Origin of the sequence: Caballeronia sp. LZ019 (assembly GCF_031450825.1) — a bacterium.
In the GTDB taxonomy this organism is placed as follows: Bacteria; Pseudomonadota; Gammaproteobacteria; order Burkholderiales; family Burkholderiaceae; genus Caballeronia.
Genome location: NZ_JARTVZ010000001.1, coordinates 189,989 through 204,473, shown reverse-complemented (window position 1 = coordinate 204,473; position 14,485 = coordinate 189,989). Strand labels below are relative to the sequence as shown.

General features: G+C 63.4%; 13 protein-coding genes, 2 pseudogenes and 1 riboswitch. Of the genes and pseudogenes, 4 read left to right on the top strand and 11 right to left on the bottom strand.

Annotated elements, in window-relative coordinates; translation table 11 throughout:
* Positions 1-2 precede the first annotated feature (2 nt).
* A pseudogene (locus P9255_RS00870) lies at positions 3-377 on the bottom strand (MFS transporter); the annotation flags it as partial.
* Between P9255_RS00870 and P9255_RS00865 the strand changes: the two are divergent.
* A pseudogene (locus tag P9255_RS00865) lies at positions 377-808 on the top strand (LysR substrate-binding domain-containing protein); the annotation flags it as partial. The pseudogenes P9255_RS00870 and P9255_RS00865 sit on opposite strands and share 1 nt — an antisense overlap.
* Positions 809-823: 15 nt before the next feature.
* Here P9255_RS00865 and mntP read toward each other — a convergent pair.
* The 4 genes from mntP to P9255_RS00845 all read right to left on the bottom strand — a co-directional run bounded on the left by mntP (position 824) and on the right by P9255_RS00845 (position 3,137).
* Positions 824-1,393, bottom strand: a complete 570-nt coding sequence (mntP, locus tag P9255_RS00860) for a manganese efflux pump MntP (protein WP_309768378.1) — start codon at positions 1,391-1,393, stop codon at positions 824-826.
* A gap of 10 nt (positions 1,394-1,403) precedes the next feature.
* Positions 1,404-1,580: riboswitch (yybP-ykoY riboswitch) on the bottom strand.
* 21 nt (positions 1,581-1,601) lie between these two features.
* Positions 1,602-2,288: an RNA polymerase sigma factor gene (locus P9255_RS00855; RefSeq protein ID WP_309789032.1), complete on the bottom strand. Its 687-nt coding sequence runs from the start codon at positions 2,286-2,288 to the stop codon at positions 1,602-1,604.
* The gene (locus tag P9255_RS00850; RefSeq protein WP_309768375.1) at positions 2,285-2,602 is read right to left on the bottom strand and encodes a cupredoxin family copper-binding protein; all 318 of its coding nucleotides are present in this window, start codon (positions 2,600-2,602) and stop codon (positions 2,285-2,287) included. The genes P9255_RS00855 and P9255_RS00850 overlap by 4 nt, the downstream gene beginning before the upstream one ends.
* Before the next feature lies 1 nt (position 2,603).
* Complete coding sequence (locus tag P9255_RS00845) at positions 2,604-3,137, bottom strand: DUF4142 domain-containing protein (RefSeq protein WP_309768374.1); 534 nt, start codon at positions 3,135-3,137, stop codon at positions 2,604-2,606.
* Positions 3,138-3,269: 132 nt separating this feature from the next.
* Between P9255_RS00845 and P9255_RS00840 the strand changes: the two genes are divergently transcribed.
* Positions 3,270-4,934, top strand: coding sequence for an alpha-amylase family protein (locus P9255_RS00840; RefSeq protein ID WP_309768372.1), 1,665 nt, complete (start codon positions 3,270-3,272; stop codon positions 4,932-4,934).
* Positions 4,935-4,941: 7 nt separating this feature from the next.
* Here the strand turns inward: P9255_RS00840 and P9255_RS00835 are convergent, their stop codons facing one another.
* The 5 genes from P9255_RS00835 to P9255_RS00815 all read right to left on the bottom strand — a co-directional run bounded on the left by P9255_RS00835 (position 4,942) and on the right by P9255_RS00815 (position 11,426).
* Complete coding sequence (locus tag P9255_RS00835; RefSeq protein WP_309768370.1) at positions 4,942-5,703, bottom strand: 3-oxoacyl-ACP reductase; 762 nt, start codon at positions 5,701-5,703, stop codon at positions 4,942-4,944.
* Positions 5,704-5,779: 76 nt separating this feature from the next.
* Positions 5,780-7,060 carry a glycosyl hydrolase gene (locus P9255_RS00830; RefSeq protein WP_309789031.1) on the bottom strand — a complete coding sequence of 427 codons (1,281 nt, stop codon included), beginning with the start codon at positions 7,058-7,060 and terminating at the stop codon, positions 5,780-5,782.
* Between the two features lie 441 nt (positions 7,061-7,501).
* Entirely contained in the window at positions 7,502-8,533 is a 1,032-nt protein-coding gene (locus tag P9255_RS00825) for an alpha/beta hydrolase (RefSeq protein WP_309768367.1), read from the bottom strand.
* Positions 8,534-8,570: 37 nt separating this feature from the next.
* Positions 8,571-10,076 carry a M81 family metallopeptidase gene (locus P9255_RS00820; protein ID WP_309768365.1) on the bottom strand — a complete coding sequence of 502 codons (1,506 nt, stop codon included), beginning with the start codon at positions 10,074-10,076 and terminating at the stop codon, positions 8,571-8,573.
* Between the two features lie 36 nt (positions 10,077-10,112).
* A complete protein-coding gene (locus tag P9255_RS00815) occupies positions 10,113-11,426 on the bottom strand; it encodes an MFS transporter (protein WP_309768364.1) in 1,314 nt (437 codons plus the stop codon).
* A gap of 123 nt (positions 11,427-11,549) precedes the next feature.
* Between P9255_RS00815 and P9255_RS00810 the strand changes: the two genes are divergently transcribed.
* On the top strand, positions 11,550-12,488 hold the full coding sequence (locus tag P9255_RS00810) for a LysR family transcriptional regulator (protein WP_309789030.1): 939 nt from the start codon (positions 11,550-11,552) through the stop codon (positions 12,486-12,488).
* 7 nt (positions 12,489-12,495) lie between these two features.
* Here P9255_RS00810 and P9255_RS00805 read toward each other — a convergent pair whose 3' ends face one another.
* Complete coding sequence (locus P9255_RS00805; protein WP_309768361.1) at positions 12,496-13,422, bottom strand: LysR substrate-binding domain-containing protein; 927 nt, start codon at positions 13,420-13,422, stop codon at positions 12,496-12,498.
* 104 nt (positions 13,423-13,526) lie between these two features.
* Here P9255_RS00805 and P9255_RS00800 point away from each other — a divergent pair, with 104 nt between their 5' ends.
* Complete coding sequence (locus P9255_RS00800; protein ID WP_309768360.1) at positions 13,527-14,270, top strand: SDR family oxidoreductase; 744 nt, start codon at positions 13,527-13,529, stop codon at positions 14,268-14,270.
* Positions 14,271-14,485 lie beyond the last annotated feature (215 nt).

Here is a 14,485-nt window from a genome sequence, read left to right as displayed (position 1 = left end):
CTTCAGTGACACAGCTCCTCGAGACGCTTGCCGTTCGTTCGGGGTCCGAATATCCCGATGGAGAGCACGACCACGAGCATGCAGGCGGTGATGCCCGCGAACACGCCGACCACGCCAAAATCCCGCAACAGCGCCGCGATGATGAAGCCCGACATCATGGCGCCGATGCGGCTCGCCGAGTACACCAGCCCATTGGCGCGGCAACGGATGGCGGTCGGGAAAAGCTCGGCCTGATAGGCGTGATAGCACACCGAGATGGTCTGTCCCGCGAGACTGATGAGCACGCCCAGCGCGATCAGCATCGGCACCGAGCGGGCCTGACCGAACGCGATGCCGCTTGCGATCACCACCAGCGCGCCGTCAACGATCAGCCATCTTGCAGCACGAGCCTTATCGACGCGACCGGCTCGCGCTCGCCGTGCATCCCGATCATCCGCTCGCCAACGAGACACGCGTGAGCTTCGAGGACACGCTTCAGTACGAGCACGTCGGGCTGTTGCCGTCAACCGCCGTCCATACGATGCTCAGGCCATCCGCCGCAAGCGTCGGCAAGACGCTGTCGTATCGCGTGATCGTGTCCAGTTTCGATGCGGCGTTTCGTGTCGTCGCAGCGGGCCTCGGCATCAGCGTCGTGCCGGTGGAGGTCGCGGCGACGTATCGCTCCGTATTCGGCGTCGCGGTCATTCCGCTCGTCGATGCCTGGGCGGAACGGCGCTTCGTGGTCTGCTTCAAGGGCTTCGACCTGTTGCAGCCGGCGGCCCAGCGGATGGTCGAACATGTGACGCGCCGCGCCGGGCAAGCGGCCTGAGCGCAGCCTCGGCGCTCAACGGACGTAGCCGAGATGCTGCGCGAGAATCATGCTGCCGACGCCGATCAGCACCAGCCCGCCGACGATCTCCGCGCGCTTGCCGATGGTCGCGCCCACGACCCGGCCGATCATCACGCCGATGGTCACCATCAGCATCGTCGCAAAACCGATTGTCGCGGCCGTCGAGAAGATATCCACGTCGATGAAAGCGAGGCCCGCGCCGACGGCCATCGCATCGATGCTCGTTGCAAAGCCGGTCGCGGCCAGCACCCAGAACGAATGCGCGCTGGGCTTCTCGTCCGCGTGGCCGGCTTTGCCGCAGCCTTCGCGGATCATGCGCGCGCCCAGCAACAGCAGCAGCCCGAACGCGATCCAGTGATCCCACGCCGTGACGTACTGCGCCGCCGTCCTGCCGATGGCCCAGCCGACGAGCGGCGTGATCGCCTCGATGATGCCGAAGATGACGCCCGTTCTGAGCGCTTCGGTGACGCGTGGCTTGCGCAGGCTCGCGCCCTTGCCGACGGCGGCCGCGAAGGCGTCGGTGGACATGGCGAAGGCGAGGAAGATCGTGGAGGCGAGGTTCATCGAACGGGGCTCTGGTCGGGCGAAGATCGACGACGCAACGCGCCGCCCGACCTGAAGGCGCGTTCCGTCGATGGTCTTGCCAACCTTTGATGGCTGCTCATGCCACGATCCGAATGGATGGACCGAGTGTGTTGACATGAGCGCTTTCCGTGTGACGGAAAGCCGGCTACTCCCCAGCGAGAAGCGAAAGCTTAACACGGCATGATTGCTATGAGGCGCCACCAAATAGCTTGAAAAGGACGTTCGCAACGATGCGATCGCAACGCGATCCGCCGAATTCGAACACATCGCGCTCGGCGAGATCGAAGGCCTGCGCAAGCGATTCGCGCAACAGGCTGCGCGCCCGAAAATGCCGGCTGCGCACCGTCGCTTCGGGAATGTTCAGACACTGCGCGGTCTCCTCGACACTCATCTCCTCGATCGATCGCAGCACGAACACGACGCGGAACAGTTCCGGCAATTCATCGAGCTTGCGTTCGAGCAACGCGCGCACTTGCGCACGCGCCAGCGCCTCGTCGGGGGCATCGTCGCGCGTGCGTGCGGTATCGGCATGGTCGATGAAGTCGGGCGCATCCACGATAGGAATCACATTCTGACGACGCGACGAACGCCGCAATCGCGCGAAGCATTCGTTCAGGACGAGGCGCGAGAGCCACGTGAACAACTGCGCATCGCCGCGAAACTGGTTCATCGATCGATACGCGTGCAGATACGCATCCTGCAGCGCGTCTTCGGCTTCGGCATCGTTGCGCAAGGTCGCGCGCGCGAGCCGATATAGCCGGCGGTTATGCCGCCGCATCATCGTTTCGAACGCGGCGCGGTCGCCCGCCACGATGCGCCGCGCCATGGCGAGTTCGTCGTTGGTGCTGTCTGTCGCCGGAATCATCGTCGTCATTGCCGTACGTCGAGGACCGCGTGCATCGCGGGATGCAGCGCGCAGGAATACGCATAATGTCCCGCATCGCGCGCCACATAGCTCCACGAAGCGTTCGCCGCGATGTCGTGCGAATCGAACGCCTTCGCGTCGGCGGTCGCGGTATGCGGTAACAGGTCCTTGTTGATCCACACCACGCGATCGCCGCGCGCCACCGTCAATGCAGGCGGATCGAAACGCATGCCTTCGATCACGACGACATGCGTCGCCGCGATAGCATCGGCCGGCAGCACGAGCGCGCTCATCAGCAAGATCAGCAAGATCAGCAGGCGCATGTCACGCACCGTTCTTCGCGAGTTCCGCCTGCACGTGCCGCGCGTGTTGGAGATGGGCCACGAACGCCGGCCGCACCTTCACGAGCAGCGCCTTCAGTTCTGCGTTCTTCGCGTTCGGGATGAGCGTCTTGTCGAGCGCATCGAGCACGCTTTCATGATAGGCGACCTCGTGATCGATATACGCCTTGTCGAAACTCGCCCCCGACACGCCCTTCAGTCTGGCGATGTTCATGTCGCCGCCCTGTTTGAGGCTCTGGCTCGTCGCGTTGTCTTCCGGCGTCACGCCGAGCTTTTTCACCAGGTCGGTCGCGGCCTTGTTGACAGCGGTGTGATCCGTGACCATCTGATGCGCGAATGCCTTCACGTCCTTCGATTTCGTTCTGTCGCCCGCGAGCTTGCCCGCGTCGATATCGACCTGATTGCCGGTCACGACGATCGCCGCGATCTGCGGATCGGTCGGCGCCGCTCCTTGCGCATGGCACGCGATGCTCGTCCACGCGAGCGCCGCCGCGAGCGCGAAATGAATGCTTTTCATATGACCTCTCCTCGGATGAAGTGGCAGACACGGCATTGGATGTCACGTAAAAGCCGCGCGTTCCCGCATTGCCCGCCCGGATGAATCACGGTTACACTCGGACGCACACGAACCGGGCCTCGATCAAAGCGCATGCTCAACGATCTCTGGTACAAGAACGCGGTCATCTACTGCCTGTCCGTCGGCGCGTTCATGGATGCGAACGGCGACGGCGTCGGCGATTTTCAGGGCTTGCTGCGCCGGCTCGACTATCTTCAGGGCCTCGGCATCACCACCATCTGGCTGATGCCCTTCCAGCCATCGCCCGGCCGCGACAACGGCTACGACATCTCCGACTACTACAACGTCGACCCGCGCTACGGCACGCTCGGCGACTTCGCGGAATTCACTCACGCGTGCCGTCAGCGCGGCCTGCGCGTGCTGATCGACCTCGTCGTGAATCACACGTCGGATCAGCATCCGTGGTTCAGGGAAGCGCGGCGCGACGAGCACTCCAGGTATCGCGACTGGTATGTATGGTCGAAGAAGCGGCCGGTCGGCGCGGACGACGGCGTGGTCTTTCCCGGCGTGCAGAAGTCCACCTGGACCTACGACAAGCAAGCGGCCATGTGGTACTTCCACCGCTTCTACGACTTCCAGCCCGACCTGAACACCGCGAATCCGCACGTGCAGGCCGAACTGCTGAAGATCATGGGCTTCTGGCTTCAGCTCGGCGTCTCGGGGTTCCGCATGGACGCGGTGCCGTTCGTCATCGCCACCAAGGGTGCGCAAGTGAAGAAGCCCGCGCAGCAGTACGACATGCTGCGCATGTTCCGCGAGTTCCTGCAGTGGCGCGAAGGCGACGCGACCATTCTCGCGGAAGCCAACGTGCTGCCTCACACCGACATGCAGTACTTCGGCGATGCCGGCGAGCGGCTGCAGATGATGTTCAACTTTCAGGTCAATCAGAATACGTTCTACGCGCTCGCGAGCGCCGATACCGCGCCGCTGCGCAAAGCGCTCGAAGCGACCAGGTCGCGTGCATCGACTGCGCAATGGGGCGTCTTTCTGCGCAACCACGACGAACTCGATCTCGGCCGCTTGTCGCCGAAAGAGCGCGAGACGGTATTCGCCGCGTTCGGCCCCGACCCGTCGATGCAGCTTTACGAACGCGGCATCCGCCGCCGTCTTGCGCCGATGCTCGATGGCGACCGTCACCGTCTGGAGCTTGCATACAGCCTGATGTTCACGCTGCCGGGAACGCCGGTTGTGCGTTACGGCGATGAAATCGGCATGGGCGACAATCTGCGCCTGCCGGAACGTGAAAGCCTGCGAACGCCGATGCAGTGGTCGACCGAGCCGCACGCCGGCTTCACGAAGCATGGGCGCCCGGTCAGCCCGGTGATTTCAGGCGGACCGTATGGTTATGAGCGCGTGAATGTCGCGAGCCAGCGAAGGGACCCGGATTCGCTCCTGAACTGGATGGAGCGCATGATCCGCATGCGCAAGGAAGTACCCGAAATCAGCTGGGGCGACTTCGCGATTCTCCGCACGTCGCGTGACGACGTGCTCGCGCTGCGCTACGACTGGCGCAACAACTCGGTAGTGTGCCTGCACAACTTCGGCGCGGCCGCGTGCACGGTCAAGTTCCGCGTCGGCCCGGCGGCGGCGGAAAGCGGCAGGCTCGTCAACCTGCTCTCCGACGATCACAGTGAAGGCAACGCCAACGGCCAGCACAGTGTCGTGCTGGAACCGTTCGGTTATCGCTGGTATCGCGTGGGCGGGCTCGACTATCTGTTGAAGCGAAGCGAGGTCTGACGTTGCGTCAGCCCTTGACCAGTCCCCCGTCAACGACGAGGTTCTGACCCGTCACCGCACGCGCCCACGGCGAGAGGAAGAACAGCACGGCGTCGGCGAATTCGGCCGGGGTGGTGACGCGGCGCAGCGGCGTGAACCCGGCGACCATGTCGAAGACGGCCTCCGGCGTCGCGCTGCTCGCATCGGTCGTGCGCAACAGGCCGCCCGACACCATGTTCACGGTGATGCCGTCCGGACCCAGATCGTTCGATGCGGTTCTCGTCAACGCCAGCAACGCCGCTTTCGCCGCCGTGTAATCGTGATACGGGACGACCGGGTTCTGGAAGAGATTCGTGCCCACGTTCACAATGCGGCCGAAGCCGGCGGCGCGCATATCGGGCAATGCGGCCTGAATGGTATTGAGCGCACCCTTGAGCGCCCCGTCGATCTGCTGCTGAAAGCGCGTCCATGCGATGTCGCCGATTTTCGGACGCGCATCGCCATCGAAGCTGAAATCGGCGAGTGCGTTGTTCACGACGGCATGCACCGGCCGGCCGGTTTGTGCGCGCGCCTCGTCGAAGAGGCGCGCAACGGAAGACGCATCCGTGACGTCCGCCTGCACGGCCACGACGCGCGGACCGAGCCGCTCCGCCAGCGCCACGGCCTCGTTCTGGCTGCGGCGATAATTCACGACGACGCCCGCGCCTTCGCGTGCGAGCGCTTCGACGATTGCCGCACCCAGGCCGCGCGCGCCACCGGTCACGAGTACGTTCTGTTCAGACAGCAGCATCGACACCTCGACATGGTTCGTATTGGTCGATGCATTATGCCGGATGACCTTGCGGCCCGAAGGCGCATCGCCTTCTTCAAACCGCCGGTACCGGATTCGCCGCGATGAAGTTCCTGAACGTCGCGTACGCCGGATTCTTCGTCACGCCATCGGCCTGAATCAGCCCGTAATTCGGATCGATGACCGCGTACATCATCACGCATTCCAGGTTGTACTTGTCCTTGATCGCGTAATACGACGCCATCGTTTCCTGCACATAGGCCGATTGCGCCGCCGGCGAATCCGCCGAGCCGGACCAGCCCCATTCCGTCAGCCAGATCGGCACGTTGAACGAGTCCTTCAGCACTTGCAGCACGTTGATGCATGCGTTGTTGCGACCCGCGCACTCGATCTTGCCCGAGCTGTGATACCAGTGATACGTCGTGTAGTCCCACTGCAGCGATGCCGCGCCCGACACGCCCGTTGCCGTGCCGTTTGGCGAAATGCCGTTCCACAGCATTTGCAGCGCGCGATACGCCATCGGAATGCCGACGTTCACGCCGCACTTGATGGTCGGATCGACCGCCTTGACGCCCGCGATCATGCCGCGAATCACGCCACGGAACGCCGGCCACTGCGACGGGCTCCAGTCCGATGTCTGACTGCCGTCGCCACCGACCTGCAAGCCGATGGTATCCAGTTCGTTACCGCATTCGATATGCGTGACGAGGCCCTTCAGCGGCTGCGTGCAGCGCACGGCGAGGTCATAGCCGAGCGAATAGGCAGCGGCTTCCGTGCCGGTCGGGTTCCAGCCCGCCGAACGCGGATTGAGCACGGGCATGATGCCGACACCGCTGCCCGCGAAGCAGCCGCGCAGCGCCATGGCAAGCGTCGTCGACATGCCGGCGTCGGCCGTGTCGCAACGATACATCGTCACGCCGAGGTCCTTGAGGATGGCGAGTTGCTGCTCGGCGGTCATCGTGTAGTAGATGCCCGAGCCCCAGGCCATGTGACCGTTGATGCCGTAGAACAGCGACGTGTTCGACGGCTTGACCACGTTGCGCGGATCGGTCGTGCCGATGTTTTTCCACGGCGAGCCGTTCTGATACCAGACGCCGCTGGAATTCTGCGCGTAGATGATGCCGTTGAAGTACAGGATCAGCGCCTGCGCGACGCTCGAACCGGTTGACACGCCCACGCCGTTTTTCATCACCCGGCCGCCCACCAGCGTCCACACCGTGCCCGTGCTATCGGTGATGGATGCGGCCGGCGGAATCGTGGCACCGGAAAGCGACACCGTGCTCGCCTTCGCCACGCCGTTGACGACGCTGCCCGAGCCATCGGATGCGGAATCGAAACCGCCACCACAGGCAGACAAGGCCGCACCGCCAGCGCCGGCCATCAATAAGGACAAAAACTTGCGGCGCGTGACGGGCGCATCCGTCAATGAATCAGGTAATGCTTGCCGACCGTGTTTTTCTGCGTTTTTCATGACAGGTAAGGAGGACCGTTAAGTTCAATGATCTGAACTATATTGATTTCCTTTTTACCTGTCGTCGTTACACTTTTTTACGTCTGAAAATAAGTTGAAAACTTTCGCACGACATACTCGCGCGAAAAATTTGCTCACATATCGCCCCTAACGGGAAACGTTTGCGGATACAAACGTTGTAACTAGTAATTAATACTTGAGTGATATTAAGGGCTTCACTCAAGTTTGCGTTCGGGCCGATCGCGGGACCGGCGCGGCACTCGCACATCGGAAACAAATACCAAGTCATTTTTTCCGAATGGCACAGTCCCGCTCGGACGCGCGATTTCACATGTGATCGGCCTCGATCACCGCATCCGCGAACGCCTTCGGCGCTTCCTGCGGCAGGTTGTGCCCGATGCCTCCCGACACATTGCGATGCCTGTACTTGCCCGTGAACTTCTTCGCATAAGCGGACGGGTCGGGATGCGGCGCGCCGTTGGCATCGCCTTCCATCGTGATGGTCGGCACGCTGATCGCCGGGGCGCTGGCGAGACGCTGCTCGAGCGCGTCGTATTGCGGCTCACCCTGCACGAGACCGAGGCGCCAGCGATAGTTATGGATCACCACCGCGACATGGTCCGGATTCTCGAAGGCGCGGGCGGAGCGGTCGTAGGTCGCGTCATCGAAATCCCATTTGGGCGACGCGAGTTGCCAGATGAGCTTGTTGAAGCCCTGACGATTCGCCTCGTAGCCCGCTTGCCCGCGCTCGGTCGCGAAATAGAACTGATACCACCACGCGAGCTCGGCTTTGGGCGGCAGCGGCGCCTGATTCGCCTTCTGACTGCCGATCAGATAGCCGCTGACCGATACCATCGACTTCACGCGCTCTGGCCACAGCGCCGCGATGATGTTCGCGGTGCGCGCGCCCCAGTCGAACGCGCCGAACGTGGCCTGCTGGATTTCGAGCGCATCCATCAGCGCGATGATGTCCACCGCGACGACCGCCTGCTGACCGTTGCGCGGAGTGTCGGCGGACAGGAAGCGCGTCGGGCCGTAGCCGCGCAGATACGGCACGATCACGCGATAACCCTGCGCTGTCAGCAGCGGCGTCACGTCGGCGAAGCTGTAGATGTCGTACGGCCAGCCGTGCAGCAGGATCACGACGGGACCGTTCGCCGGACCCGCTTGCGCGTATCCCACGTTGAGCACGCCGGCATCGATCTGGCGTATGTCGGCGAAGCCCGCCGACGATGACGCACGCGCCGGTTTCGAGGTCTGCGCACGCGCGAAATCGCTCAAGCCGAGGTGCATCGCGCCGACGCTCGAGATGGTCGTGCCGAGGAAGCGGCGGCGCCATGCATTGATGTTTTCCGTCATTCCAAGACTCCTTTTTTGTTAGTGACGCTAACTTGTTTCAGGCAGCCGATGCGCGCAGCGCGGACAACGTGGGTCCCATCGGGCGCACGCGCATACGCGGATCGAGCTTGCGCCACGGCAGATCGGCGGGATCGGCGGCCATCGGGCCGGGCGCCTTGGCCACGAGAATGCGCGTGGCGATCGGCTCGAAATCGGCTCGAAAATGCACCGAACTCTTATTCACGAGAATCTTCATGCGCTCGGGTTCGATGCCCGCGACGCGAAAGAGGTTGCGATCGAAAACCTGCATCTTGATGCTGCTCACCGCGATACGCACCCCTTCGATACGAAGGCACGCGGTCGGCCCGAGTTCGCCGGTCATGCCATTGAGCATGGGGCCGTCGAAACGGAAACGGCCATCGGAGAGATGCTCGACTTCGAATTCGCCTTCGAGCGGCGAGTCGCCCGGCACGTTCGATCCGCCGCCGAGCGCAAGCCGGATGCGCGCACCCACGCCCGCCCGATGCGCGGCCTTCGCCGCATGCTCGTCCCAGATGACGCCTACGGCGGCATCGCGCGCGCCGTTGCGCAGCAGCGCGCGGACCATGCCCATCGTGTTGGAATCGCCGCCCACGCCGGGGTTGTCCTGCGTATCCGCGATGATGACCGGGCCGCCCGCATCGCGGCTCGCGCCGATGGCTTCGCGGGCCGCTTCGTCGGGCGACAGGAAGGGCACGTCCCAGCGCGCTTCTTCATCGACGAGCCGGGTGTAGAGCGTATCGACCGCACGATCCGCCGATTGCCGATCGGGCGCATAGCCCCACAACACGGGCCCGCATTCGTCGAAGTCGGACGCCGGAAATCCCGGCGCAAAGGATAACGAAATAACATCGTGCTCAAGCGTTTCCAGGGCAGCGTACATGCCGCGCGCCGGCTCGGCGAGCGTGCACATGCCGTTCACCGGAATCAGGAACGGCACGCGGCGCATCGCGCGATCGAACGGCCTGCCATGCGCGATGCGCCGCGCAAGCAATTGCCCCGCGCGCAGCCCGGTCTCGGCCATATCGACATGCGGATACGTGCGATAGGCGACGAGCACATCGGCGAGTTCGACCATGCGCGACGTCACGTTCGCATGCAGATCGAGCGATACGACGAGCGGCATCGCATCGCCGACGATGCTTCGCACGCGCGCGAGCAACTCGCCCTCGCCGTCGTTCAGATGCTCGGTCACCATCGCGCCGTGCAGATCGAGATAGATCGCATCGAAACCGCCTTTTCTCACGTGATCGACGATGACGCCCGCAATGCGTTCGTACGCATCCGTCGTCACATGCGCCGATGCGCTCGCGCCCGCCCAGATCACCGGCAGCAAGTCGTGGCCGTGCGCCTCGGCCCACTGGATGAAGCCGCCGACCGGCACGTTCACGTCACGCAGGCTCAGCACGTCCGCGCCATGCGCCATCGGCGGAAAGCCTTCGCCCTGAATGAAGCTCTGGTAAGTGGCCTTCGTCGGCGCGAAGGTGTTCGTTTCATGCTGGAATCCTGCGATCAGAATCTTCATGTCGATGCTCCTTCTCGTGTGGTCGTCGATGCAAGATCAGGCGGCGCGCGGCTTCGCAGCGGCGACCGCGTGCCTGTTGGTGAGGATCAGCACACACGAAAGCGCCGCCATGCAGGCCATCAGGAGCAGCCCGCCGCCGGTGCTGCCGGTCGCGGACTTGACCCAGCCGAGCGCCGCCGGGCCCCAGAATCCACCGGACAGGCCGATCGTGTTGATGAGCGCAATGCCGCCCGCCGCAGCCGGACCCACGATGGTCTCCGACGGTATCGCCCAGAAGACCGTGTAAGCCATCCACATGCAGGCGGTCGCCGCGGTCAGCAGCGCGAGCGTGGCAGCGAGATTGCCGGAAGCGTATGGCGCGACCGCCAGCAGCGCCGCCGCCGCGAGCGCCGGCAACGCGCTGTGATAGCGGCGCTCGCCCACTGTGTCGGAGCGGCGTCCGGCTGCATACATGGCGATCGCCGCGGCGACATACGGAATCGCGACATACCAGCCGAGCCGCATCGTGTCGTCGACGCCCTGTTCCTTGAGCAGCGTCGGCAGCCAGAAACTCATTGCGTAGATGGGAAAGATGATGCAGAAATACGCCAGCGCCAGCAGATACACACGGGGATTGCGCAATACTTCGCTAAACGAATCGATCCTATGCTCATGCACGCCGTTGCCGCCGACTTCCGCTTCCACGAGACGCTTCTCGTCTTGCGTCAGCCAGCGCGCATCCGCAGGCTGATTGGCGAGCGTGAACCATACGAGCGCGCCGAGCGCCACGCACGGCAGGCCTTCGACGAGAAACATCCATTGCCAGCCGGCCAGACCGTTGACCCCGCCGAGCGACGACATCAGCCATGCCGACAACGGCCCGCCGATCACCCCGCCAATCGGCCCCGCGACGAACACCAGCGCGATGGCGCGCGCCATCCGCTTCGGCCCGTACCAGCGCGACAGGTAATAGATCATGCCCGGCGCAAAGCCCGCTTCGAACACGCCCAGCAGAAAGCGCATGGCATAGAAAGCGGGCACGTTGCGCACGAACAGCATGCATGCCGACGTAATACCCCACAGCACGAGAATGCGGCTGAACGTGAGCCTCGCGCCGATCCTGGGCAACATGAGGTTGCTCGGAATCTCGAACAGCACGTAGCCGATGAAGAAGATGCCCGCGCCGACGCCATAAGCGGCATCGGAGAAACCAAGGTCGCTTTGCATCTGCAGTTTCGCGAAGCCCACGTTCACGCGATCCAGATAAGCGAACATGTAGCACGCGATGAGCAGCGGCAGGAGCCGCCAGTTGATTCTGCTGTATAGCGCCGAAACCGCGCGGCTGCCTGATTGCATGTGAATCGTGGACATGGGGCGTCTCCTTGGTGTCTTCCCTCATCGGGTGAGCGCATATTGAGCGCGCGACACCGTGCGAGCAAGAGCAACTAAGTTCACGTATCGTTGCCTTTTGGACAACGCACAGGAACGGCGGCCATGCGGGAAATCAACCAGCAACGCCTGCGCTACTTCCACGAGGTGCTGTCGCACGGCACGATTCGCGGCGCGGCGGATCACCTGAACACGTCGCCATCGGTGATCACGCGGCAGATCAGGCTGCTCGAAGACGAGCTGGGCGCGACGCTATTCGAACGCGAAGCGCGCGGCGTGAGGCCGACGGAAGCAGCGTTTCATCTGCTCGAGTTCTGGCGCGGCTATCGCTCGCAACAGGAAAAGCTCGAAGATCAGTTGCACGCGTTGAAGGGCCTGCAGCAGGGCCATGTTCGCCTCGCGGTGAGCGAAGGTTATGTCGATACGCTCGTCGACGATGTGCTCGCGCCGTTTTGCGCCCGCTATCCGCGCCTTCAGATCGATGTGAAGATGCTCGCCGTCAACGACCTGCTCGACGAAGTCGCAGAGAGCCGCGCGCATATCGGACTCGCGTATAACCCGCCGCCGCACGAGCGCATCGAGATTCGCGCGAGTTCGCCGCAGCCGGTGGTGTTGCTCGCGCGGCGCGATCATCCGTTGGCGAAACGCGGCGGCGTTGCGCGGATCGGCGACCTGCTCGACTATCCGCTCGCGTTGATGCCGCCGAGCTTCGGCATCGGTCATGTGGTGAAGATGCTGGAGACGACCGACAACCTCGCCATTCGTCCGACGCTTACGACGAACTCGCTCAGCGCGTTGAAGCGCTTTGTCGCGGCGGAGCATTTCATGACGCTGATCGGCGAATTTGCCGCGTATCGTGAGTTGGGCAGCGGCGAGCTCGCCATCATCCCCATTTCGCATCCGCTTTTCGAAAGCGCGCAGGCGAGGCTACTCGTGAAAACGGGACGCCCGCTCGCGGCGGGTCCGCAGGAACTGCTCGACTGGATTCTCAGCAGGATGCCGATGTTCGCGCAGCAGCGTAAAGGTCAGCGCAAGCATCGATAAGGATGGCTTACATTCGCGCATCGAACCGGGACGCAAGCCTGTCTTGCTCGAACGTCGACACCACGAATTCGATGAACGCCCTGGTTCGCGCCGGAAGCAGCGTGCGCTTCGGATAGTACAGACAGATCGGGCTCTGCTCCGCATACCACGCGGGAAGCAGCCGCACGAGCGTGCCGTTCGATAATCCCGGCGTTGCGTGAGGCATCGGGAGCAGCGCAAGACCTTGTCCGAGCATCGCGGCGTGAGCGATCGCTTCGGGATCGTCGAAGATCATGCGCGTGCGGAACTCGGCGACGCACCGTTCGCCGAGCGGATTGACGAGCGTCCAAGCGCGCAGCCGGCCGGTTGTCGGCGAGCGCCGCGCGATGCCGTCGAAGCCGGCAAGCTCCGACGGATGTTTCGGCATCGTCCGTCCCGCCATGAACGAGGGCGACGCCACCACGACGATATGCGTTCGCGCCAGTTCCCGCGCCACGATGGTCGATGTCAGTTCGATGCCGCCGCCGATCGCCACATCGAAGCCCTCCGCGATGATATCGACGGGCCGGTTGTCGAAGTGCCAGTCGGGCACGATGCCGGGGTACCGATCGAGGAACGCGCCGAGCATCGGCACCAGATATTCGCGGCCGAACGCCAGCGCGACGCTGACCTTCAGTGTTCCGGCCGGCTTGCCATCGATCATGGCGGCGCCCGCGAACGCATTGCGTATCGCGTCGAACGGCTCGGACATTTCACGCTGGAACTGCTCACCGGCAGGCGTCAGCGTGAGGCTGCGCGTGCTGCGCTGAAACAGGCGGATGCCGAGCGTCGCTTCCAGCCTCGCGATGTTCTTGCTGACCGCTGCCGGCGTCATGCCGAGCCGCCTGGCCGCCGAAGAGAAACTTCCGAGCTCCGCGCTCAGAAGGAATGATTCGACGAAGTTGAGCGCTTCCATGATCATTCGATACCGGCGGTTGAAAGTCATAGTCTAAATCGCTGCTACCCAATCACAACCGGCGCGCCGATACTTCGTCCATCACTTCTCCTGGACACACTCAGATGACCTCGACTCTCTCTGGCAAGGTGGCTTTCGTGACCGGTGGCGCGCGCGGAATCGGCGCGGCAATCGTACGAAGACTCGCACGTGATGGCGCCGCCGTCGCGTTCACTTACAAAGGCTCGGCCGCTTCGGCGAATGCGCTGGCGGAAGACATCGTCGGCGAAGGCGGCCGTGCGCTCGCTTTGCAGGCCGATGTCGGCGACGCTGTCACGCTGGGCCGCGCAGTTGACGAAGCCGCCGCCGCGTTCGGCAAGATCGACATTCTCGTGAACAATGCCGGCGTGCTGTTTCTCGGACCGGTCGAAACGTTCTCGCTGGAAGACTTCGACACCACGCTGCAGATCAACGTGCGCGGCGTATTCGTCGCCGTTAAGGCGGTCTTGCCGCACATGGGAAGCGGCGGGAGGATCGTGAATATCGGCAGTTGCAATGCGGAACGCATGCCGTTTCCGGGCGGCGCGGCGTATGCGATGAGCAAGTCCGCGCTTCAGGGCCTCGTGCAAGGCATGGCGCGCGATCTCGGACCGCGTGGCATCACGGTCAACAACGTCCAGCCCGGCCCGACCGATACCGATATGAACCCGCAGTCGGGGGAGTTCGCTGCGTCGCTTCATGGACTCATGGCGCTGCAACGCCACGCGCACCCGGATGAAATTGCGGGAATGGTCGCTTATGTCGTTGGTCCGGAAGCGGGCTTCGTGACCGGCGCAAGCCTGACAATCGACGGCGGATTCAACGCCTAAGCACGCAGTTATCGAACGGACGAACGTTGCGCGGCGCCGCTTGCCGCGCAACGTCGTTGTGCTTTCAAAATGCCTTGCTCGCCGTCGCTTTCTTTAAGGCATTCGTTGCGGGCAGTGTTTAAAGGCGGTCGAAAACATGGACGGTTAGTCGCGTCGTGGAGCGGTTGATTGCAGGCATCGCGATGAGCATGGGTGGCCTCGTAACGTTGAACTAC

Excerpts from the sequence above, each read along its gene's own strand:
- mntP (WP_309768378.1), bottom strand. The coding sequence starts at position 1,393 with ATGAACCTCGCCTCCACGATCTTCCTCGCCTTCGCCATGTCCACCGAC.
- P9255_RS00855 (WP_309789032.1), bottom strand. The coding sequence starts at position 2,288 with ATGACGACGATGATTCCGGCGACAGACAGCACCAACGACGAACTCGCC.
- P9255_RS00850 (WP_309768375.1), bottom strand. The coding sequence starts at position 2,602 with ATGCGCCTGCTGATCTTGCTGATCTTGCTGATGAGCGCGCTCGTGCTG.
- P9255_RS00845 (WP_309768374.1), bottom strand. The coding sequence starts at position 3,137 with ATGAAAAGCATTCATTTCGCGCTCGCGGCGGCGCTCGCGTGGACGAGC.
- P9255_RS00840 (WP_309768372.1), top strand. The coding sequence starts at position 3,270 with ATGCTCAACGATCTCTGGTACAAGAACGCGGTCATCTACTGCCTGTCC.
- P9255_RS00835 (WP_309768370.1), bottom strand. The coding sequence starts at position 5,703 with ATGCTGCTGTCTGAACAGAACGTACTCGTGACCGGTGGCGCGCGCGGC.
- P9255_RS00825 (WP_309768367.1), bottom strand. The coding sequence starts at position 8,533 with ATGACGGAAAACATCAATGCATGGCGCCGCCGCTTCCTCGGCACGACC.
- P9255_RS00820 (WP_309768365.1), bottom strand. The coding sequence starts at position 10,076 with ATGAAGATTCTGATCGCAGGATTCCAGCATGAAACGAACACCTTCGCG.
- P9255_RS00815 (WP_309768364.1), bottom strand. The coding sequence starts at position 11,426 with ATGTCCACGATTCACATGCAATCAGGCAGCCGCGCGGTTTCGGCGCTA.
- P9255_RS00810 (WP_309789030.1), top strand. The coding sequence starts at position 11,550 with ATGCGGGAAATCAACCAGCAACGCCTGCGCTACTTCCACGAGGTGCTG.
- P9255_RS00805 (WP_309768361.1), bottom strand. The coding sequence starts at position 13,422 with ATGGAAGCGCTCAACTTCGTCGAATCATTCCTTCTGAGCGCGGAGCTC.
- P9255_RS00800 (WP_309768360.1), top strand. The coding sequence starts at position 13,527 with ATGACCTCGACTCTCTCTGGCAAGGTGGCTTTCGTGACCGGTGGCGCG.